Raw genomic sequence first — 21570 nt, 5'->3', positions numbered from 1 at the left:
CCCGGCCTCACCGGTGGCCGGCGACCTCCACGAACACGGGGTTGGAGTAGAACCACGTGTCGAGCCACGGATCACCGTCGCCCGGCTCGTGCGGAATGGGCCCGTGCGGGTCGACCGACGCGCCCAGGTACCCGGCGCCGTGCCGGTTGCCGTCGCTGCCGCGCAGCCGCACGTAGAAGGACTCGTCCCCGGCCGTCAGCGGGATGCGCAGGGTGTACGTGCCCTTGCGGCCGGACACGTCCGACGTGTGCACGACCCTGGTGGCCGGCGCCCGCCAGTTGTCCCGGTCGGCCGCCGGGCCGCGCACCGCGCCGCGGATGACGTCCACGTGGGCCGGCTCGGGCAGGATGTCGTGCGGGTTGGGTCGCGAGGCCGTCGTCACCGTCACGTTCAGGGTGAGCTTCTCGCCCTTGCGGACGCGCAGACGCCCGCCCAGTGTGACGCCCCGGCCGTGGTCGCAGTCCCGCTTCAGCCGTACGTCGAGACCGTCGAGCAGATGGCCGTGGTCGAGCCAGACCCGGCCCGCGCGCAGGCCCGCCATCACCGAGCGGTAGCCGTAGCGGGTCACGCCGACGTGCGTGCGGCTGAACTGGCCGGGCCAGAAGTCGCCGCCCGGCTGCGGCTCGGTGGTGTTGACCGGGTCGGGCAGGCGGCCCGTGTTGTCGAAGTTCTGCCCAGACGGCCAGTCGCCGTTCTTCCAGGTGTCGAACACCACCCGGTGCACATCGGAGTTGGTGGTGATCGTGAACAGCCTGCCCTCGGAGAGCATGGCGTCCCACATGCCGCCGACGGTCGCCGTCATCCAGTCGAAGCCGCCGTACGTGAGGTACGAGTCCGTCGGATAGCCGGGCCAGGAGTCCGCCGAGGGCTTGTTCTCGTACTCGCCGCGTATCGACGTCGGACCGCGCCAGCCGGGGATGGCACCGCCCTGCGCACCGGGGGCGCCCTCCATGCCGATCATGATCTCGGGGGCCGCGTCCCGCCAGCCCCGCATCTCGTGCGGGGAGTCGATGCCCAGGCGCATCGGGTGGTTGGCGAAGACCAGCACGTCGTCCACGTAGCCCGAACGGCGCTGTGCGGCGAGCCACTTGATGGCCTTGACGGCGTGCGCCTCGTTGCGCGGGGTGTCGGGGTGGGTGGGACCGCCTGCCGTGTAGCCGAGCAGCTTGCCGTCGTAGGCCAGCTCGAACTTCGTGAGCAGGTCCACCTCGTGGCGGCCGGGAGCCGCGAAGACCGTGCAGTGCTCGGCGCCCGGGATGTACCACTCCAGGCCCTGGAAGATCAGCTGACGCGGGTTCGCCGCACGGGCCTTGAGGATCTCCTCGTGCTCCAGCTTCGCCCCGTACTGGGCGTGCCCGAAGTTGGAGTGCTCGTTGAACACCATCCAGTCGAGGCCGTACTCGGCGCTCGCCTGGGCGAGTTGGGAGAACGTGTACTTCGCGTCGTGGCTGTAGACGGAGTGCACGTGGTGGTCGCCGACGAGGTAGGCGAGGCGCGGGTCGTTGCCGCCGAAACCCTTCGCGCTCGCCACGGCGGGCGTCGCCAGCGACCCGGCGGCGAAGGCGGCACCGAACAGGCCCGCACGGCGCATGAGCTGGCGCCGGGACACGCCCTGCGCGTCGAGGGCGGCGGGGGAGACGGACGGATCTGCCCAGGCGGGCAGCTGCTGCTCGGTCATGGTCTGGTGAGTCCCTCGGAGTTCGATGGATCAGTGGTTCATGAACGACGTGACGGGCAGGGCGCGTTCGACGATCCGTACGTCACCGAGCCGTCCGTGCAGGATCTGGTCGATCTTCCCGGCGTACTCGTAGCCGCCGAGGATCCAGGGCAGGCCGACCGAGGTGATGCCGACGGACGACGCCTTCGGGTTGCGCACCACCGGGCAGCCCTGGACGTACAGGGTGGTGTGCCGTCCGTCGTTGACGACGGCGACGTGCCACCACGTCTCCAGCGGTGTCTCCTGGCCCCAGTTGGTCGCGATTCCCTGCTGGTTGAGAGGGCGCATGGCCCACTGGGGCTCGCGGTCGTTCGACAGCGACAGCGTGGCGATGGGCTCGTCCGGGTCGTCGGCGGTCTTCCCCGCGGCGCCGCCCGTACCGGTGCGGCCGAGCAGCCCGGCCCACGCGTCACGCGAGGGATCCCAGTCGGCGGGCAGCCGGTAGAAGGCCTCGATGGTGTAACCCGCCTTGAAGGTGGCCGAGTTGAGCGGCGCGCCGTCGACCGTCCGCAGATAGGCACCCTTGAGTGGAGGCTTGCCGCCGTGGAAGTCCAGGCTGCCGTGGCCCGGCTGGTCCGGGTGGTGGTCCGACGACCAGGTGAGCGAGCCGCCCGCCACCGTGACCACGGACAGGTCGTTGCCGCGCCCGGACACATCGCGGACCGTGCCGGTCACGGCGGCCCCGTCGTCCTTGCCGTCGAAGCGCCAGTACGCGACCGTGCCCGGTATCAGCATCTTCGACGCGGGACGTGCCGGGCGGGCGGGCACCGGCGCGAACCCGGAGAAGCGCTCCTCGAAGTCGATCCCGACGGTGAACCGGTCGGTGTCACCGCTGAGTTCGCTCTCCTGGCGCTCCAGCTCGTTGAGCCCCTTCGCGGCCCGGCCGAGGATCCACGGGGAGACCGTTTCCACGTCCACGGTGTTCCGGTCGAGGTCGAAGCGGTAGAGGCGGATCATCGCCGCGCCGCCGAAGTAGCGGTTCTGATAGTTCGTCAGGTGCAGATGGACGTCATGTCCCGCCGCGTTCTTGCGCGTCGCCCTGGCCGCCGGCCAGTAGTGGCCGTTGAGGGTCAGGAAGATCTGGTCGTGGTCCTCGATGAGCTGGTCCCACAGCTGCTGTCCGTACGAGGAGAGCGAGTCGTCCTCGTCGACCAGCTCGTGCGTCGTCAGGATCACCGGCGTCTTCGGGTGCCGGGCGATGACGTCCCTGGCCCACGTGAAGCCCTTCGCCGACAGCCGCCAGTCCAGCGCGAGCACCATCCACTCCCGCCCGGCGGCCCGGAACAGGTGGAAGGTGTTGTAGCCGTCCGGCGAGGCGCCCCCGTAGGTGGACCTGCCCTTGAAGCGGTCCGGGCCGAAGACGTCCAGATACGGGGTCGGGCCGCGCTGGTCGTCCGTCGACGACTTCACGTCGTGGTTGCCCGCCAGGACGCTGTAGCCGACGCCCTGCCGGTCGAGCAGCCGGAAGGCGTCGCCGATCGCCGCGCACTCCGCCTTCGCGCCGTTCTGCGTGAGGTCTCCGAGGTGGGACAGGAACACGATGTTCTCGTCGCGCCCGTGCTCCAGCAGATAGCGCAGGGACGCCTCGACGGGCGCCTTGTCGATGCTGGGCCCGTCGAAGAGGTACTGCGTGTCGGGCATGACGGCGAGGGTGAAGCGGCGGCTGTCGGGGTCGGGTCTCCAGCGGGCCTTCGAGCCCGGCACCGCCTGCGTGGTGGCTGCAGGCAGCGCGACCGCCGCCGTGGCCGCGCCGATCAGCGCGGTCGCCCGCAGGAAGTTCCGTCTGCCGGCGCCTGCCTGCTCGGTCTCGCAGAGGGTCTGGTCGTGCTCATGCGAAGTACACACGTCTGCTCCGTGAAAGGGGGGAATGCGTGGCTTGCGGAACGGGGTTCAGAGCACGCGCAGCGCCCAGGCCCACCGATGGGTGCCAGGAGCGACGAGGTACTCGGCCGAGGTGTCGGGCCCGCACGACGCCGTGCCGAGCCCCCGGTGCGCGGCGTCGAGGTGCACGACACAGCCGGGCCGCGGCACCAGCTCGTCGTGGTGCGCGGCGGTCGCCAGGTCCCCGGCCCGGTACCGGTTGACGGAGACCTGCCCCGGCGCCCCGAGCTCCACGGTCAGTCCCGTGGCGTCCGGCGCCGACAGCGTGAACCGGCGCACACCGTGCCGGCCGCCGCTCTCCTGCGGCCGCAGATAGGGGGTGAACAACTCGTCCACCGGGAGCGAGTGGTGCCCCACGGGCGCACCCGTGCTCCGGTCCGGGTAGGACTCCCAGGGGCCCTGCCCGTACCAGTCCAGGACATCGAGCCCGGCGACCGTCTCGAAGACCGTGCCGACGCGGGCCACGTCGTCGAGGCCCTCCGGCAGTTCGGCCGACTCCTCGACCCGGAGACCGCCGGCGACCGGGGTGAACACCTGCTCGTGGCGGACGGGCCCGGCCCCGGTCGCGTACTCGGCGACCACGACGACCCGGGAGCCCTCCTCACGCACGTCCACGACCTTGCGTACGAGCTCGTCGAGCCCCCAGTCGTGCCAGCGGGCCGCCATGCCGCCCAGCTCGTCGTTGTCGGTGGGCGCCCGCCACAGCGAGAGCACGGGCGAGGCGGTCAGCAGCGGATGGACCAGCAGAGCGTCCGTGTCCAGCGTGACGGCCGGGCCGGCCGCGGGCTCCGGCGTCGCGTCGGCGACGGCCTCGCCCAGCCGGACCTGCGGCAGACACACCTCGGTGCCGAGCGGCGCCCAGGCCTCGTCGTCCGCGGTGACGACCCGCAGCGTCAGCCAGGACTCGCCCTCCGGCACGGGGAACGGCAGCGACACCGCCGCGGACTCGCCCGGCAGTACGTCGGGCAGCTCGGCCGGTGCTGTCACCGTGGTGCCGTCCGCGAGGACCAGGCACCACTCGGCCGCCAGCCATTCCAGGCCCCGGAAGTGCTGCCGGTTGTGGACCAGGAGCACCCCCTGGTCGTAGGTGAGGCGGACCGGTGCCGCGATCTCCCGGTGCTCGTACATCACCGGCTTGGGCGTGCGGTCCGGGAACACCACGCCGTCGGCGATGAACGCCCCGTCGTGGATGGTCTCGCCGAAGTCGCCGCCGTAGGCCCAGCGATGGCCGGGCGCGGCGACTCCGTGCTCGTACAGCCCGGCGCCCCCACGCCCGGCAGGTCTTCCGTCGTTCACACGCTGGAGAATGCCGTGGTCCCAGAACTCCCAGATGAAGCCGCCCTGAAGACCCGGGGTGGACTCGATGGCGGCCCAGGTGTCGGCGAGCGTGCCGTTGCTGTTGCCCATGGCGTGCGAGTACTCGCACTGGATGAGCGGCATGGTCTGCTTCCCCGACAGGGCGTGCGCGACGCAGTCCTCGATCGGCGCGTACATGGGGCAGACGATGTCGGACGCGGCCGTCGGATCCGCCCAGTCGATCTTGGCGGCTCCCTCGTACTGGATCGGCCGGGTCGGATCGTGGCGCCGGACCCAGCCCGCCGCCGCGTCGTGGTTGGCGCCGTAGTCGGACTCGTTGCCGAGCGACCAGACGATGACCGACGGATGGTTCTTGTCGCGCAGCACCATGCGCGAGACCCGGTCCACGAAGGCGGGCAGATAGCGGGGGTCGTCGGCGATCTCGTGGGCGTGGTCGTGCGACTCGATGTTCGCCTCGTCCACGACGTAGAAGCCCAGCTCGTCGGCGAGGTCGTACAGCGTCGGGTCGTTCGGGTAGTGGGCGGTGCGGATCGCGTTGAAGCCGAAGCGCTTCATGACGACCAGATCCGCGCGCATGTCCTCCGTGGTGACCGTGCGCCCGGTCAGCGGGTGGAAGTCGTGCCGGTTCACGCCCCGGATGTAGACGCGCTCGCCGTTGACCAGCAGGTCCCGGCCGCGGATCTCGACGTCCCGGAACCCGACCCGGTGGTGCGAGGTGTCGGCGACCGAGCCGTCGGCGCGGTGCAGTCGCACGGCCAGGTCGTACAGCTCGGGTGTCTCGGCGGTCCACGGCCACACGTTCTCGACGGTGACCCGCAGCCGGGCCTCGCCGAGGAAGTCGGACACCCGCATGTCCTCGGCGTTGAAACGGTCGAACTCGGTGTCCTGGGCGAGGAGTTGGTCCTCCAGTGCCCCGGTGACGTACCACCCCCGCGGCAGCGGTCCCGAAGCGTCGCGTACCTGGCAGTCGACCCGGAGCCGTCCGTCCCGCCGGGCCCGCACGGTCACGTCCGCGAGATGCAGCGGATCGGTCGCGTACAGCAGCACCGAGCGGGTGATCCCGGCGTGCCACCACTGGTCCTGGTCCTCGATGTGCGAGGCGTCGGACCACTTGACGACGGTGAACCGCACGGTGGCCGGGTCCCCGGGGCGTACGACGTCGGAGAGGTCGAACTCGGCGGCGAGGTGGGAGTCCTTGGAGATGCCGACCGGACGGCCGTTCACATGGACCAGGAGCACGCTCTCGGCCGCGCCGACCTGGAGGACGATCCGGCGTCCGGCCCACTCGGCGGGGATGTCGACGGAACGCTCGTATATGCCCGTCGGGTTGGCGGCGGGCGAGGCGGGCGGGATCTCGGCCCACGGCATCTGCGCGTTGGTGTACTGGGGCAGGTCGTCGCCGCTCTGCGTGGTCCAGGTGCCAGGCACCTCGGTCCGGGTCCACTCGCCCGAGCAGCCCATGGGCGAGGGCAGCAGCTGGAAGTGCCAGGAGCCGTCCAGGGACAGCGCACCGGAGCGCCGGTCCACCGCGTTCATGGCCAGCCGCCCCCAGGAGGTCACCTCCGGTGCCTCCCAGGGGCGCAGGGCGATCAGGTGATCGCGTCGCATCAGCGAATGGCTCCCTTGCCGAGATCCGCGATGATCTGCTTGGCGCCGATCGCGAAGACGATCAGCAGTGGGATGAGGGCCAGTACGGCACCCGTCATGACCATCCCGTAGTCCGTGGTGCCGTGGACACCGTTGAGCTGGGACAGCGCGACCTGGAGGGTCACGTTGTCCGGGTTGGTGAGGGCGATCAACGGCCAGGCGTAGTCGTTCCACTGGCCCATGAAGGTGAAGATGCCGAGGAAGGCGAGACCGGGCCGGACGACCGGCAGGGCCACGTGCCAGTACTGGCGCATGAAGCTGGCCCCGTCGAGCTTGGAGGCGTCGAGCAGCTCGTCGTGGATCGCGCTCTTCATGTACTGCCGCATCCAGAAGATGCCGAACGCGTTCGCGGCCGCCGGCACGACCAGCGAGGTCATCGAGCCGATCCAGCCGAGCTTCGCCATGATCACGAACTGCGGGATGGCCTGGAGCTGCGCCGGCACCATGAAGATCATCATCATCATGGCGAACAGCACCCCCCGGCCCGGGAAGCTGAACTTCGCGAAGACGAACGCGGCCAGCGAGTCGAAGAAGAGCACGAGGACCGTCACCGTGGTGGCGACGAGCAGCGAGTTGAACATCGACCCGAAGAAGTCGATGCTGTCGAAGAGCTTGCTGAGGTTGTCGCCGAGGTGCGATCCGGGCAGCAGCTTCGGCGGGTAGGAGAAGATCTCGGTCGACGAGTGCGTCGACATGATCACGGCCCAGTAGAACGGGAACGCGGAGAGCAGCACGCCGAGGATCAGCGAGGCGTGGAGGGCGATGCCCCTGCGCCGGGTGCCGTCGATGCGCTTGTTCTTGCCGTGCCTGGCCTTGCCGGGCTCGGACTCGGTGGGCTTGACATCGGTGATTGTCATGGTGACGTGCCTCCCTAGTCTTCGCCCCGGCGCTGCACCAAGCGCCAGTTGATGATCGAGAAGATGACGACGACGAGGAAGATGCCCCAGGCCACGGCGGCGCCGTAACCGAAGTCGTTGTTGTCGAAGGTCTGCTGGAAGAAGTAGAGGACCATCGTCCGGCCGGCGTGGTCGGGACCGCCGGAGAACGTCGACTCGTTGGCCGTGGTCTGCAGCAGCACCTGGGGTTCGGAGAAGCTCTGCAGTCCGGTGACCGTCGAGATGACGAGGACGAAGAGCAGCACGGGCCGCATCATCGGCAGCGTGATCCGGAAGAAGGTCTGGATGGGCCCGGCGCCGTCGACGCGCGCGGCCTCGTACAGCTCACCGGGGATCGTCTGGAGTCCGGCGAGGAAGATGATCGCGTTGTATCCGGTCCACTGCCAGGTCATCAGGGTGGCGATGGCGACCTTGATGCCCCACGGGGTGTTCAGCCAGGCCACCTGGTCGAGACCGACCGCCTGCAGAAGCGCGTTCACCAGGCCGAAGTTGGTGGAGAAGACCGAGCCGAAGATGATCGCGACGGCCACCACCGAGGTGACGTTGGGCAGGAAGAACGCGAAGCGGTAGATCTTCTTGAAGCGCACCGCCGAGTTGAGCATCACGGCCGTCACCATCGCCAGGAAGATCATGGGGAAGGTGGCCAGCGCCCAGATGATGATCGTGTTGCCGATCGAACTCCAGAAGTCGGTGTCCGACAGCAGGTACTTGTACTGCGACAGCCCGGCGTACTGCATCGATCCCAGACCGTCCCAGCGGTGGAACGACAGATACAGCGAGAAGCCGACCGGGATCAGACCGAAGGCGAGGAACAGCAGATAGAAGGGCGAGATCGCGGCGTACAGCCGCCAGTAACTCCGGATGCTCTTCCTGGGGTTGGGGGTGGGTGGCTCCACGGCGGGCGCCGGGGGCTTCTCGACCAGGGGCACGGTAGCCATCAGTGACTCACCCCCAGGTGGTCCGCGATGCGCCGGCACTTGCTCATGGCGTCCCTCCAGGCCTTCTTGGGGTCCTTGCCGAGGACGCCGACGTTCTTGATCTCGTCCTTGATCGGCTGCCCGAGAGCCACGTCGAACGGGCTGTTGAAGGCGACCGGGATCTTCTCCGCGGCCGGCCCGTAGACGTCCATCGTGATCTGGTCGCCGAAGAACGGGTCGGGCTCGCGCAGCTTCTTCATGTCGTACGAGGCGGGGGTCGACGGGAAGAGTCCGGCGTCGACGAAGCCCTGGGCCTGGTTGTCCGCGTTGAGCAGCCAGGTGATGATCTCGAAGGCCTTCTCGGGTTCGCGGCACGCCTTGGTGATCGCCAGGAACGAGCCGCCGACGTTCGACGGGCCGCCCGGGCAGTTCGCCACTCGCCACCTGCCCTTGGTCTTCGGGTACTGGAGCTTGAGGTCACCGGCCGCCCAGGAGGCGTTGAGCTGGCTCGGCAGCCGGCCCTTCTCGGTGGCCGAGATGGAGTCGGGGGTGCCCGTCACGAGGTCGGAGACGATCCCGCGCCGCTTGGCCTCCACCGCACGGTCCCAGCAGACGCGTACGTGCTCGCCGTCGCCGATGAAGTGCTTGTCCCGGTTCACATACCGGGTGGTCCCCTGGCCGATCGACATCTCGAAGACGCTGCCGACGTCGGTCAGGATGTACGTGCCCGGGATGCGCTTCTTGAGCTGCTCACCGGCCGCGAAGAACTTGTCCCAGGTGTTCATCTCCGAGGAGACGTCGTCCGGTTCGTGCGCCAGCCCGGCCTTCTCGTAGACCGCCGGCTGGTAGTACTGCACCACCGGGCCCACGTCGATGGGGAAGCCGATGAGGCTGCCGTCCGGTGCGACCGCCTGCTGCCACTTCCAGTCCAGGTACTGGCTCTTGAGCTTCTCGGCGCCGAGGGTCCGCAGATCGATGAACTGGTCCGCGTTCGGCAGGTAGGACGCCATGTCCTCGCCCTTGAGCCCCGCGATGTCGGGGATGTGGGCCTGGCCGGTCATCGTGGTGATCAGCTTGGAGCGGTAGTAGCCGCCGATCTGGATCGCGTCCAGGTCGACCGACGAGTCGTAGCGCGCCTTGGCCTTCTTGACGACGGTGTCGCTCAGTCCGCCGCTCCAGTACCACAGGACCATGTTCCGGCCGGTCGAGCCGGTCGGGACGGCGCAGCCGGTTGCCAGGCCGCCGAGCGCCGTGGCGGCCGTACCGGCCAGACCCGCGCGGAGCAGGCCCCTTCGTGAGAGCCGCACAGCTCCCACCGCCTTTCGGATGTGTTCGGTCTTCGCATCAGGGGAGATCGGGAATGCCGTGGGGGGCGGGTGGGGTCACCGGGGCGTGGGGGACCGGCGGTCCGGGGTCGGTGGGCAGGCGGTCGGCCAGGAAGCCGTACGCCCGCCGCAGTTCGGTGTTTTCGGGGTTCTCGGTGTTCCGGACCGACTGCCACCACCGGTGGACGCCGTACCAGCCGGGCGCGGCGAGAGCCCCGCCGTGCCGCTGTACGGACAGTCCGGCGGCCAGCACCGCGAAGCGCAGCCGCTCTTCGAGGGGCCAGCCTTCGAGGGAGGCCGCGACGAAACTCGCGCCGAAGACGTCTCCGGCACCCGTCGCGTCCAGCACCTCGGTGGCGAGGGCGGGTACGTCCGCGTACTCGCCCGTCGTCTGGTCGACGGCGAGCGCGCCGTCGCCGCCGCGGGTGACCACGGCCACCGGCACCAGCTCGGAGAGCTTGCCGAGTGCGTCGGCCGCGGTGTCGGTGCGGGTGTACGCCATCGCCTCGGTGTCGTTCGGGACGAAGGCGTGGCACAGGGCGAGCTGGTCGAGGAGGGCCGAGGACCACTGCTGGGTGGGATCCCAGCCGACGTCCGCGTAGATCTTCGTACCGTTCGCCGCCGCCTTGGCGAGCCACTCGCGGGGTTCGGCCTCGATGTGCACGAGGGCCGTGCGCGCGGCGGGCGGGTCACCCATGAGCGCGTCCTGCGAGTACGGGGGTTCCTGGCCGTGGGTGACCAGGGCGCGGTCGTGGCCGTACGCGATCGAGACGGTGACGGGGGTGTGCCAGCCGTCCGCGGTACGGGAGAGCGAGAGGTCGATGTGCTCCTGCTCCGCGAGGACCTCACGGCAGTGGGCGCCGTAGTAGTCGTCGCCGAACACCGTGGCCAGAGACGTGTTCAGGCCGTAGCGGGCCGCGGCCACGGCCAGGTTCGCGATCCCGCCCGGGCTCGTGCCCATCCCGTCGGTCCAGATCTCCTCGCCGGGGGTCGGCGGCTTGCCCAGACCGGTCAGGACGAGGTCGTAGAAGAGCAGCCCGGTCAGCAGCACATCGGGCCGCGCGTCGGGCCGTTCGTCACCCACGAGCGCATCCTCTCGTCAAAACTCTTCACTTTCGATGCACGGGATCGTGTTTCGGTGGACAGGATCGTGCGCGCCTCTGGCTGATTTGGCAAGAGTCGAGCAGAACTGAGCATGGAAATGATTGCGAATGACGAGTACTGTTCAGCGCGTGCTGGCAGAGCGACGACATCAACTCATCCTGCGGGCCCTGCGAAACGGGGGCCCCGCAGCCGTGACCGACCTCTCGGAGCAGCTGGGTGTGAGCCCCGCCACAGTCAGGCGTGACCTGCTCAAACTGGAGGAGGAGGGACTGCTCACCCGCGTGCACGGCGGGGCGGTCGCCGAGGAGGGCGACCAGCCCTTCGCCGAGGTCGCCGAGGTGCGCGTGGCCGAGAAGGACGCCATAGCCGAACGTGCCGCCGCGATGGTCGAGGACGGCCAGTCGGTCCTGCTCGACATCGGCACCACCGCGTACCGGCTGGCCCGGCAGCTGCACGGCCGCCGGATCACCGTGATCACCAGCAACCTCGTGGTCTACGAGGAGCTCGTGGACGACGAGGGCATCGAACTGGTGCTGCTCGGCGGCATGGTCCGCCGCGAGTACCGCTCGCTGGTCGGCTTCCTCACCGAGGACAACCTGCGTCAGCTGCACGCGGACTGGCTGTTCCTCGGCACCAGTGGAGTGCGGCCCGGCGGGCAGGTGATGGACACGACGGTCGTCGAGGTGCCGGTCAAGCGGGCCATGATCAAGGCGGCCGAGCGGGTCGTGCTGCTCGCCGACCGCGCCAAGTTCCCGGGTACGGGCATGGCCAAGGTCTGCGGGCCCGAGGAACTGGACGTGGTGGTGACCAACGGGCCGGCGGACGCCGGAACGCGGTCCGCCCTGGAGGAGGCGGGTGTGCGCGTGGTGCTGACGTGAACGGCGTGCGCGCCGGTTCGCGGACATCGAGGAACTCAAGGTCCTCGACGAACATCGAAAGGGCAGTTGCGTGAAGCTGACGATTCTGGGCGGCGGCGGATTCCGCGTGCCGCTCGTGTACGGGGCGCTCCTCGGGGACCGCGGCGAGGGCCGCGTCACCGACGTCGTGCTGCACGACCTGGACGCGGGACGGCTCTCCGCCGTCGCCCGCGTCCTCGCCGAGCAGGCGGCGGACGTCGCCGACGCACCGACCGTGACCGCCACCACCGACCTCGACGAAGCACTGCGCGGCGCCGACTTCATCTTCTCCGCGATCCGCGTCGGCGGCCTCGAAGGCCGCGCGGCCGACGAGCGCGTCGCCCTCGACCAGGGCGTCCTCGGACAGGAGACGGTCGGCGCCGGCGGCATCGCGTACGGGCTGCGCACGGTGCCCGTCGCCGTGGACATCGCCCGGCGCGTGGCCCGGCTCGCGCCCGACGCCTGGCTCATCAACTTCACCAACCCGGCAGGGCTCGTCACCGAGGCCATGTCCCGCCACCTCGGCGACCGCGTCATCGGCATCTGCGACTCGCCGGTCGGCCTCGGCCGCCGTATCGCCCGTGTGCTCGGCGCCAACCCGCGCGAGGCCTGGATCGACTACGTCGGCCTCAACCACCTCGGCTGGGTCCGCGGCCTGCACGTCGCCGGACGCGACGAACTCCCGCGGCTGCTCGCCGACCCGGACCTCCTCGGGTCCTTCGAGGAGGGCAAGCTCTTCGGTACCGAGTGGCTCCAGTCGCTCGGCGCCATCCCGAACGAGTACCTGCACTACTACTACTTCAACCGGGAAGCGGTCCGCGCCTACAGCGAGGCCGAGAAGACCCGCGGCGCGTTCCTCCGCGACCAGCAGGAGCACTTCTACGAGGAGATGAAGCGGCCCGACGCTTCCGCCCTCACCGCCTGGGACCGTACGCGCGCCGAGCGCGAGGCCACGTACATGTCGGAGAACCGGGAGACGGCCGGCGCGGGCGAGCGTGACGCCGACGACCTGTCCGGCGGCTACGAGAAGGTGGCGCTCGCCCTGATGCGGGCCATCGCCCGCGACGAGCGCACCACGCTGATCCTCAACGTCCGCAACCAGGGCACCCTCTCGGTGCTCGACGCGGACGCCGTCATCGAGGTGCCCTGCCTCGTCGACGCCAACGGCGCCCACCCCGTCGCCGTCGCCCCGCTTCCGGACCACGCGACTGGCCTCGTCTGCGCGGTCAAGGCCGTGGAGCGCGAGGTGCTCGCCGCCGCCGAGTCGAGTTCCCGCGCGACGGCCGTGAAGGCCTTCGCCCTGCACCCGCTCGTCGATTCCGTGAACGTCGCCCGCAGGCTGGTCGACGGCTACACCGGGGCCCATCCCGGCTTGGCGTACCTTGAGTAAGCGCTTTCCCCGCTACCTGGAGACTTGAGATGCACGACGAACGCCGCCGGATCGAAGAGCGCGTCCAGCGCGTCCACGACCAGCGCATCAAGACCGCGATCTACGCCGCCTCCGTACCCTTCGAGGTCGAGGCCTGGCAGGCACCGGGCGAGCCCGTCCCCTTCGAGGAGGCCGCGTCCGCCTCGTACGAGCCCTTCGCGATGGACACCCCCTGGGGCCCGCCCTGGGGCACCACCTGGTTCCGGATGCGCGGCCAGGTGCCCGCCGAGTGGGCCGGCAAGCGCGTCGAGGCCGTCATCGACCTCGGCTTCATCGGCGACTGGCCGGGCAACCAGGCCGAGGCGCTCGTCCACCTCACGGACGGCACTCCGCTGAAGGCGGTCAACCCGCTCAACCAGTACGTGGCGATCGCCAACCCCGCCGTCGGCGGCGAGCGGATCGACTACCTGGTCGAGGCGGCCTCCAACCCGGACATCCTCGCCGACAACTTCTCCAAGATCACGCCCATGGGCGACAAGCTCACCGCGGGCGACAAGCCGATCTACACCTTCCAGCGCGCCGACATCGCCGTCCTCGACGAGGAGGTCTGGCACCTCGACCTCGACGTCCAGGTGCTGCGCGAACTGATGCTGGAGCTGGGCGAGCACGACCCGCGCCGGCACGAGATCATGCACACCCTGGACCGGGCCCTGGACCTGCTGGACCTCGACGACGTCTCCGGCACGGCGGCGGACGTACGGGCCGCGCTGAAGCCCGCGCTGTCCAAGCCCGCCAACGCCAGCGCCCACATCGTCTCCGGCGTCGGCCACGCGCACATCGACTCCGCCTGGCTCTGGCCCATCCGCGAGACCAAGCGCAAGACGTCCCGCACCTTCTCGAACGTCACCTCGCTCGCCGACGAGTACGACGACTTCATCTTCGCCTGCTCGCAGGCCCAGCAGTACGAGTGGGTGCGCGACAACTACCCGAAGGTCTGGGCCCGCATCCAGGAGTCCGTCAAGAAGGGCCAGTGGGCGCCGGTCGGCGGCATGTGGGTCGAGGCCGACGGCAACCTGCCCGGCGGCGAGGCCGTCGCCCGCCAGCTCATCCACGGCAAGCGCTTCTTCATCGAGCACTTCGGCGTCGAGACCAAGGGCGTCTGGCTGCCGGACTCCTTCGGCTACACCGCGGCCTACCCGCAGCTCGCCAAGCTGGCGGGCAACGAGTGGTTCCTGACCCAGAAGATCTCCTGGAACCAGACCAACAAGTTCCCCCACCACACCTTCTGGTGGGAGGGCATCGACGGCACGCGGATCTTCACCCACTTCCCGCCCGTCGACACCTACAACGCCCGCTTCAGCGGCGAGGAGATGGCCCGCGCGACGCGCAACTACCAGGAGAAGGGTGCCGCGACGCGTTCGCTGGCTCCCTTCGGCTGGGGCGACGGCGGCGGTGGCCCCACACGCGAGATCATGGAACGGGCGCGCAGGCTCGCCGACCTGGAAGGCTCCCCGAAGGTCGTCGTCGAGCACCCGGACGACTTCTTCGCCAAGGCCCGCGAGGAGTACCCGGACGCCCCGGTCTGGGTCGGCGAGCTCTACCTGGAGCTGCACCGCGCCACCTACACCTCGCAGGCCCGCACCAAGCAGGGCAACCGCCGCAGCGAACACAAGCTCCGCGAGGCCGAGCTGTGGGCCACGACCGCCGCGCTCCACGCGCCCGGCTACGCCTACCCGCACGAGAAGCTCGACCGGCTCTGGAAGACGGTCCTGCTCCACCAGTTCCACGACATCCTGCCCGGATCGTCGATCGCCTGGGTGCACCGCGAGGCGGAGGCCGAGTACGCGCGCGTCGCCAAGGAGGTCGAGGAGCTCACGGCCGAGGCGGTCACCGCCCTCGGCACGGGCGGCACCCGCGTCTTCAACACGAGCCCGGTCGAGCGCCGGGAGGTCGTACGGACCGCCGACGGCACCCTGGCCCACACCGTCGTCCCGGCGAACGGCAGCGCACCCCTCGGTGCCGGTGAGGGGCCCGCGCCGGTGACGGTCGCCGGACGCGTCCTCGACAACGGCATCGTCCGCGTCGAGGTGGCCGAGGACGGCACCCTGGCCTCCGTACGCGACCTGCGCGCCGGCGGCCGTGAGGTCCTCGCCGACACGGGCAACCTGCTCCGGCTGCACACGGACCTCCCCAACTACTGGGACGCGTGGGACGTCGACAAGCACTACAAGAACCGCTACACGGACCTGCTGGACGCGGAGTCGGTGACCGTGGTCGAGGAGGACCCGCTGCTGGGCGCGATCCGCGTGGAGCGCGCCTTCGGCAAGGGCTCGCGCATCACCCAGACGATCAGCCTCCGGGCCGGCAGCCCGCGTATCGACTTCGAGACGGACATCGACTGGCACGAGGCCGAGAAGTTCCTCAAGGCAGGCTTCCCGGTGGACGTCCGGGCGGCCCACTCGTCCGCCGAGATCGCGTTCGGCCACATCCAGCGGCCCACGCACACCAACACCAGCTGGGAGTCGGCCCGCTTCGAGGTCTCCGGCCACCGCTGGGTCCACATCGGCGAACCCGGCTACGGCGTCGCGGTCATCAACGACTCCACCTACGGCCACGACGTCACCCGCACGGTCCGCGAGGACGGCGGCACGACCACCACGGTCCACCTCAGCCTGGTCCGCGCCCCGCGCATCCCGGACCCGGAGGCCGACCAGGGCAAGCACCGCTTCACGTACGCGCTGCTGCCCGGCGCGACCATCGAGGACGCGGTCGCCGAGGGCTACTCGCTCAACCTGCCGCTGCGGGTGGCGGACTCGGCGGGCACCCCCCAGCCGGTGGTGTCCGTGGAGGGCGGGGGCGGCGTGACCATCGAGTCGGTCAAGCTCGCCGACGACGCCTCCGGCGATGTCGTCGTACGCGTCTACGAGTCCCTCGGCGGCCGTGCACAGGGCACCCTGCGCACGGGCTTCCCGCTTGCGGGCGCCCAGCTCACGGACCTCCTGGAACGCCCGCTGACCACGGCGGACACGGACGGCGACAGTGTGTCCGTCACCCTGCGGCCCTTCGAGATCCAGACGCTGCGACTGGCTGTGGGGAACAAGTGACCACGCTTCCCATGAAGAATTAAGGAAGCGGTAAGACGCCTGGTCACGGCGGGTCCATCGCCCGCCGTGACCAGTGCCTGTTCCCTGCACGACACCTGGAGTTCGCCCGTCGCCCCTGTGATGTGGGGCAGTGCGAGAGAAAGGTGTCACCGTGCGAGACCCGCGAATGTCCGCGATCGGCAAAGGGCTGAGGCGCAGGGGAAGGCTGATGGCACAGGCGGTGAGCCCGCCGCGCCGGAACCTCGACGCCATGCCCACGCCCAGGACCGACGGGGACTCGTACACCGCGCCGCCCGCCCCGCGGCTGGTGGACTCGCCGGTCTTCGTCCTCTCCTCCGTGCGCTCGGGCTCGACACTCCTGAGGGTTCTGCTGAACAGCCACAGCAGGATCCGCGCGCCGCACGAGATGCATCTGCGCACCCTGCACATCAGCCTGTCGCGCGACTTCACCGCCGACGCCATGCGGGCACTCGAACTCGACAAGGACGAGCTGGAGCATGTGCTGTGGGACCGGGTGCTGCACCTGGAACTCGCCCGCAGTGGCAAGCAGATCATCGTCGACAAGACCCCGCCGAACACCCTCATGTGGCCACGCCTGCACCGATGTTGGCCGAACGCCCGCTACATCGTGCTGCTCCGCCACCCAGGCGCTGTCGTCGCCTCGCTCACCGACCGCCGCACCGACCCGGACCACGAACAGATCCGCGCCGAGGTCCTCGACTACAGCGAGAAGCTGGACGAGGCCCGCCGCACCCTCGACGCCCACGTGATGACGTACGAGGAACTCACCGCCCACCCGGAGCGGACCACCCGCGGCCTGTGCGAGTACCTCGGCGTTCCCTGGGAGAGCACGATGCTCGACTACGGCGAGAAGGACCACGGCGACTTCCGCCCGCAGCTCGGCGACTGGAGCCCCACGATCAGGTCGGGCCGTATCCAGCAGGCCCGCCCGGCCGACCCGACGGCCCAACTACCGCCGCGACTGGCCGAGTTGGCAAAAGCGTGGGGGTACCCGGTCGACTGACCGGGCACCCCTCTTGAGAGCCGTTCTCGGAACCTTGGCGAGTGTCCTCAGGGACAACCGCTCAGTGTTCGGGAACGGTACCGGGAGTCGGCACTCCGCCAAGGCGGTACGGGCCGGTCAGACGGTCAGGGGACTGTCCGAGGTCTGGGCGGCCTGGGTCGTCTGAGCCGACTGGGGCGCCGGAGCCACCTGCGCGGTCTGCGCTGTCTGGGCGCTCACGACGGACTCGGGCGCAGACGCGGCGACGTCCAGGTCCGTGCGCTGCTGGTGCGGCAGCGACACGGGCCGTACCGCACGCGGTCCCGCGACCACCGTGTAGTCCTGCCCGAGGAACGGCGGGACGATGTCGCCGGGCTCCTCGCCGAGCGCCAACCGCACAGCGGCCCAAGGGGCGTTGATGCTGCACTGCGAGAGCTGGTGCAGGCCGCCGGCCGGGCGCGTGTTCACGTCCATGAGGACCGGTTCGTCGCCGAGCATCCGGAACTGAATGTTCGTCAGATAGTGCAGCCCGAACGACTCCGCGAGCAGCCGGGACGGCTCGATCCACCTGGGGTCGAGCGTGAAGCCGCGCCGCCGGCCGTTCTTGGTCCGGCCCACGGCCATCCGTACCCGTCCGTCCGGACCGGTCAGGCAGTCCACGGACACCTCCGGCTGCTCCAGACGCGGCATGACCAGCCAGTCCACCGGCTCGTCGGCCTGCTCCAGCGCCTCGACGACCATGTCCAGCGGCACGTACGGGCTGGGGAAGCCGTTGAGGTGCATCAGGGAGAAGGGGGTCCGCGTGATGATGCGGAAACCGACGCCGCCCGCCCCGGAGGCCGGCTTGAAGCAGGCCTTGTAACCGTCGGCCTCCAGCGCGTCGACCGCCGTGACCAGTTCCTCCGCGGTCCGCACCCGCCACCACGGCGGTGCCGGGATGCCGAGCTTTTCGACCGCCTCGTACGCGATCACCTTGTCCTGGAAGGTGTGCACGGCCTCCGCGGGCGGCGCGAGCAGCGCCGTACCGACCGCGGCGAACTCCTCGCGGTGCTCGACGAGGGTCGCCTGGTGCAGGACCGGCACGAACACGTCGATGGAGTGCCGGGCGCACTGGTCGAGCGCGTACTCGACGTATGCCGCCGGGGACAGCCCCTCCGGCTCCAGCGCGGCGACGTCGGCCGCGGCGAGGATGGGGGAGTCGGGGTCGCCGTGGGTCGCGTGGATCTCGACGGCCCGGCCGCACGGATTTCGCCGTAGCTGATCCATGAAGAACACGTTCTCCGCGTACGTGCGGTTGAGCCAGACGCGTACGCGAGAGACCATGCAGGCCGCCTTTCAGGGTTCGCGGGCACGGCAAAGCAAGCCGTGCCCGGCCAAGGAGTAAATGGGTACACAAAACCGCCGTTCGAAAACGGGAGTCCGTGGCGGTTGTGTAGGGCCGATCATAGGGCTTCCGCAGCGTGCTCGCTGCTACGTGCGTGTTACAGAATGCCCGGACGGGCCCGCCGGTGCTCCTGAGGCACGTCAGGCCCCCGGGACCCCGCTTTCCTTGAAGGACTCCAGGCCCTCCTTGATCTCCGCGAGCACGTCCGCCGCCTCGGCCCCGCCGATCACACGGTGGCCGAACGTGGGGCCCGGCGGCAGCACCGGAGCGACGACGACCCTCCCGTCACGGCACGGTGGGCGAGGGTGACCAGCGGCCCGGGCAGCCGCTGGAGAGCCCGGACACCGGCGAACTCCGGCATCGTCGCGCGGGCACCGGCCGTGCTCGTACGTCATGGTCGTGCCGTCGCTCCGGCAGGTGGCTGTCGTGTCGTCGTCGGCGACCCGGACGAAGCCGTTCCTCGGGTAGAAGTCCTTGACCTCGGTGTTCTTCGGTGTGGTCCGGCAACTCGCGCGCACCGCCCGGGCGCCGTGTGCGCGGGCGTGTCGCAGCACGGCACAGAGCGCGGTCTGCTCGATGCCTCGGGAGAACACCCGGCAACCGAGCAGGAAGTATCCAGGTCGAGGCCGACAACCCGCTCGTGCTCCTCGGCCGGTCGCAACAGCAGCCCGTGGCGGGCCGGTTCGACGGTCAGGGACGGCAGCAGCGGTGCCGGCGTGCCGTGTCCGGTGACGGCGACCCTCACGGCCGGCACGGCCCGGATGCTCCGCCACCACCTCGCCCGGATCGAGCCGCGCCAACAGCTGCCCGGCCCGGGCGAGTTCGGCGTCCGAGGCTCCGCCGAGCAGCCGCCGAACGCCGGGACACTCACGAACCAGCCGCCCCTCGCGATGCAGCTCGACGAGCGTGGAAGGCCCGCTCTCCACCAGACGCCCGGAGCCGGATGCGCCTCATGGCTCTCCTCGAGCCCGGCGCCCCGAAGCCGCTCTTGTACCGTGGAGGCGGCATGTGTTCTTGTGTTCCCATCCGGGCACGCCGAGGGGCGTCTCCGGTCCACGGAGGGGGCGAGGGTGACGACGGCTGACCGTCCGGGCCGGCTGCTGGCCATCAGCGACCTGCACATCGGATACGCCGAGAACCGCGCCCTCGTCGAGCAGATGCGCCCCGAGACCGACGACGACTGGCTCCTGGTGGCCGGCGACGTCGCGGAGACGGTGGCCGACATCCGCTGGGCCCTCGAAACGCTCGCCGGCCGCTTCCGCAAGGTCATCTGGGCACCCGGCAACCACGAGCTGTGGACCCACCCCAAGGACACCGTCACCCTGCGAGGCGTGGCCCGCTACGAGCACCTCGTGGAGGTCTGCCGCGAGCTGGGAGTGACGACCCCGGAAGACCCGTACCCCGTGTGGGAGGGCCCAGGCGGACCGGTCGCCGTCGCGCCGCTCTTCCTCCTCTACGACTACTCGTTCCTGCCCGCGGGCAGCGCGACCAAGGAAGAGGGGCTCACGTACGCGCACGGGACCGGCGTCGTCTGCACGGACGAGCACTTCCTGCACCCCGACCCGTACCCGAGCCGTGAGGCCTGGTGCCGGGCCCGGGTGGAGGAGACCGAGCGCAGGCTCGCGGAGATCCCCGTCGGCCTGCCGACGGTCCTGGTCAACCACTACCCGCTCGACCGCCACCCGACAGAGGTCCTCTGGTACCCGGAGTTCGCCATGTGGTGCGGCACCCGGCTCACCGCGGACTGGCACCGCACGTACCGCGTCGCGGCCATGGTCTACGGGCACCTGCACATTCCCCGCACCACCTGGCTCGACGGCGTCCGCTTCGAAGAGGTGTCGGTGGGTTACCCCCGCGAGTGGCGCAAGCGCTCGGAACCGCCGGGCAAGCTGCGCCGCATTCTGCCGATGGAGGTCGGACCCGGTGATCGAGGAGCTGCTCCCGGAGTCGGTCGTGGCCGTGGAGGCGCACGGTGACGAGCGGCCCGGCGGCACGACGCCGTACCCCGAGCTCTATCCCGAGGAACAGGCGCTGATCGCACGCGCCGTCGAGAAGCGGCGCCGCGAGTTCACCGTCGTACGCGGCTGTGCCCGGCACGCCATGGAGAAGCTCGGTGTGCCCCCGCAGGCCGTGCTGCCCGGTGAGCGGGGAGCCCCGCAGTGGCCCGCCGGGCTGATCGGCAGCATGACGCACTGCGAGGGCTATGCCGCCGCGGCGCTGGCCCGCGCCACCGACCTGGCCTCGCTCGGCATCGACGCGGAGCCCCATCTGCCGCTCCCGGACAACGTGCTTGCGTCCGTGGCGCTGCCCGACGAGGACCGGCGGCTGCGCGGCCTCGCCGGGCAGCACCCCGGCGTCCACTGGGACCGGCTCCTGTTCAGCGCCAAGGAGTCGGTCTACAAGGCGTGGTTCCCCCTCACCGGGAAGTGGCTCGACTTCACCGAGGCGGACATCGACGTCCTCATGGATCCCGGACACACCACGTCAGGTGGCTTCCGTGCCCGGCTCCTCGTGCCCGGGCCGGTGGTCGACGGCCGTCGCATCGGACACTTCGACGGGCGCTGGACCGTACGCCGGGGACTCGTGGCGACCTCGGTGACCGTGCCGCACGCGCAGGACTGAGCGCGCACTCGGACGGCGGCCGGCAGCGGGCCGGGCCCGCCGCGACGGCCGCGGACCGCGGACTCGTCCCGCTTGTCGCGCCTCCGTCGAAGGGCTGACGGTGGCTCATCACACCTCCGGGCACCAGGTGTGCAGCAGGCGGAAGAAGGCCTCCTCGTTGCCCGTGAGCCCCGCCGCGGCCAGTGCGCGCTCCGCCTCCGCGAGGGCGGAGGGCGGCACGACGGGTGGTCGGCCCGTGCCGGGAGGGCCGTCCATGGCGGCCCGTACCGTCTGCAACAGGCGCAGATAGGCCTGCACGGCGGTGCGTTCGTGATCGGTCAGTACGGCGGTCGGCATCGGACGGCTCTCCCCGGTTCGGCTCGGCTGCAGCGCTTCTGGCGGTTCACGC

16 protein-coding genes are annotated in these 21570 nt (G+C 70.3%); 6 read left to right on the top strand and 10 right to left on the bottom strand.

Features of this window, described 5'->3' with window-relative positions; all coding sequences use genetic code 11:
- Positions 1-7: 7 nt before the first annotated feature.
- The 7 genes from OG718_RS13165 to OG718_RS13135 are packed head-to-tail and all read right to left on the bottom strand — an operon-like array spanning position 8 to position 10784.
- Positions 8-1678, bottom strand: coding sequence for a PHP domain-containing protein (locus OG718_RS13165; RefSeq protein ID WP_328844212.1), 1671 nt, complete (start codon positions 1676-1678; stop codon positions 8-10).
- Positions 1679-1708: 30 nt separating this feature from the next.
- The gene (locus OG718_RS13160; protein WP_328844211.1) at positions 1709-3562 is read right to left on the bottom strand and encodes a LamG-like jellyroll fold domain-containing protein; all 1854 of its coding nucleotides are present in this window, start codon (positions 3560-3562) and stop codon (positions 1709-1711) included.
- A gap of 45 nt (positions 3563-3607) precedes the next feature.
- Entirely contained in the window at positions 3608-6523 is a 2916-nt protein-coding gene (locus tag OG718_RS13155; RefSeq protein ID WP_328844210.1) for a glycoside hydrolase family 2 TIM barrel-domain containing protein, read from the bottom strand.
- Positions 6523-7419, bottom strand: a complete 897-nt coding sequence (locus OG718_RS13150; protein ID WP_079053580.1) for a carbohydrate ABC transporter permease — start codon at positions 7417-7419, stop codon at positions 6523-6525. The genes OG718_RS13155 and OG718_RS13150 overlap by 1 nt, the downstream gene beginning before the upstream one ends.
- A 14-nt stretch (positions 7420-7433) precedes the next feature.
- The gene (locus tag OG718_RS13145) at positions 7434-8396 is read right to left on the bottom strand and encodes a carbohydrate ABC transporter permease (protein WP_306936487.1); all 963 of its coding nucleotides are present in this window, start codon (positions 8394-8396) and stop codon (positions 7434-7436) included.
- Positions 8396-9682 carry an extracellular solute-binding protein gene (locus tag OG718_RS13140; RefSeq protein WP_143644073.1) on the bottom strand — a complete coding sequence of 429 codons (1287 nt, stop codon included), beginning with the start codon at positions 9680-9682 and terminating at the stop codon, positions 8396-8398. Before OG718_RS13140 ends, OG718_RS13145 begins: the two co-directional genes overlap by 1 nt.
- A gap of 37 nt (positions 9683-9719) precedes the next feature.
- Positions 9720-10784 carry a carbohydrate kinase family protein gene (locus tag OG718_RS13135; protein WP_328844209.1) on the bottom strand — a complete coding sequence of 355 codons (1065 nt, stop codon included), beginning with the start codon at positions 10782-10784 and terminating at the stop codon, positions 9720-9722.
- A 148-nt stretch (positions 10785-10932) separates the two neighbouring features.
- Between OG718_RS13135 and OG718_RS13130 the strand changes: the two genes are divergently transcribed.
- The 4 genes from OG718_RS13130 (at position 10933) to OG718_RS13115 (ending at position 17197) form a co-directional block, all read left to right on the top strand.
- Positions 10933-11682 carry a DeoR/GlpR family DNA-binding transcription regulator gene (locus OG718_RS13130; protein ID WP_055614767.1) on the top strand — a complete coding sequence of 250 codons (750 nt, stop codon included), beginning with the start codon at positions 10933-10935 and terminating at the stop codon, positions 11680-11682.
- A 70-nt stretch (positions 11683-11752) separates the two neighbouring features.
- Entirely contained in the window at positions 11753-13090 is a 1338-nt protein-coding gene (locus OG718_RS13125) for a 6-phospho-beta-glucosidase (RefSeq protein WP_143644071.1), read from the top strand.
- Between the two features lie 29 nt (positions 13091-13119).
- Positions 13120-16173, top strand: coding sequence for an alpha-mannosidase (locus OG718_RS13120; protein WP_328844208.1), 3054 nt, complete (start codon positions 13120-13122; stop codon positions 16171-16173).
- 151 nt (positions 16174-16324) lie between these two features.
- A complete protein-coding gene (locus OG718_RS13115; RefSeq protein ID WP_260695854.1) occupies positions 16325-17197 on the top strand; it encodes a sulfotransferase family protein in 873 nt (290 codons plus the stop codon).
- Between the two features lie 117 nt (positions 17198-17314).
- On the opposite strand, the gene OG718_RS13110 is transcribed toward OG718_RS13115, so the two are convergent.
- On the bottom strand, positions 17315-18499 hold the full coding sequence (locus OG718_RS13110; RefSeq protein ID WP_143644069.1) for an ATP-grasp domain-containing protein: 1185 nt from the start codon (positions 18497-18499) through the stop codon (positions 17315-17317).
- A gap of 201 nt (positions 18500-18700) precedes the next feature.
- Positions 18701-19153, bottom strand: coding sequence for a 2-oxo acid dehydrogenase subunit E2 (locus tag OG718_RS13105; RefSeq protein WP_223065012.1), 453 nt, complete (start codon positions 19151-19153; stop codon positions 18701-18703).
- A gap of 477 nt (positions 19154-19630) precedes the next feature.
- Here OG718_RS13105 and OG718_RS13100 point away from each other — a divergent pair, with 477 nt between their 5' ends.
- Together OG718_RS13100 and OG718_RS13095 are read left to right on the top strand one after the other, a co-directional pair.
- Positions 19631-20536 carry a metallophosphoesterase family protein gene (locus tag OG718_RS13100; RefSeq protein WP_328844207.1) on the top strand — a complete coding sequence of 302 codons (906 nt, stop codon included), beginning with the start codon at positions 19631-19633 and terminating at the stop codon, positions 20534-20536.
- Positions 20484-21182 carry a 4'-phosphopantetheinyl transferase family protein gene (locus tag OG718_RS13095; protein WP_143644067.1) on the top strand — a complete coding sequence of 233 codons (699 nt, stop codon included), beginning with the start codon at positions 20484-20486 and terminating at the stop codon, positions 21180-21182. The genes OG718_RS13100 and OG718_RS13095 overlap by 53 nt, the downstream gene beginning before the upstream one ends.
- A gap of 108 nt (positions 21183-21290) precedes the next feature.
- Here OG718_RS13095 and OG718_RS13090 read toward each other — a convergent pair whose 3' ends face one another.
- Complete coding sequence (locus tag OG718_RS13090; protein WP_143644066.1) at positions 21291-21518, bottom strand: hypothetical protein; 228 nt, start codon at positions 21516-21518, stop codon at positions 21291-21293.
- Positions 21519-21570: the final 52 nt, after the last annotated feature.

It is taken from the genome of Streptomyces sp. NBC_00258, assembly GCF_036182465.1.
In the GTDB taxonomy this organism is placed as follows: Bacteria; Actinomycetota; Actinomycetes; order Streptomycetales; family Streptomycetaceae; genus Streptomyces.
Note: the sequence above shows the minus strand (reverse complement) of the source record. Positions and strands in the feature narration are given on the sequence as shown.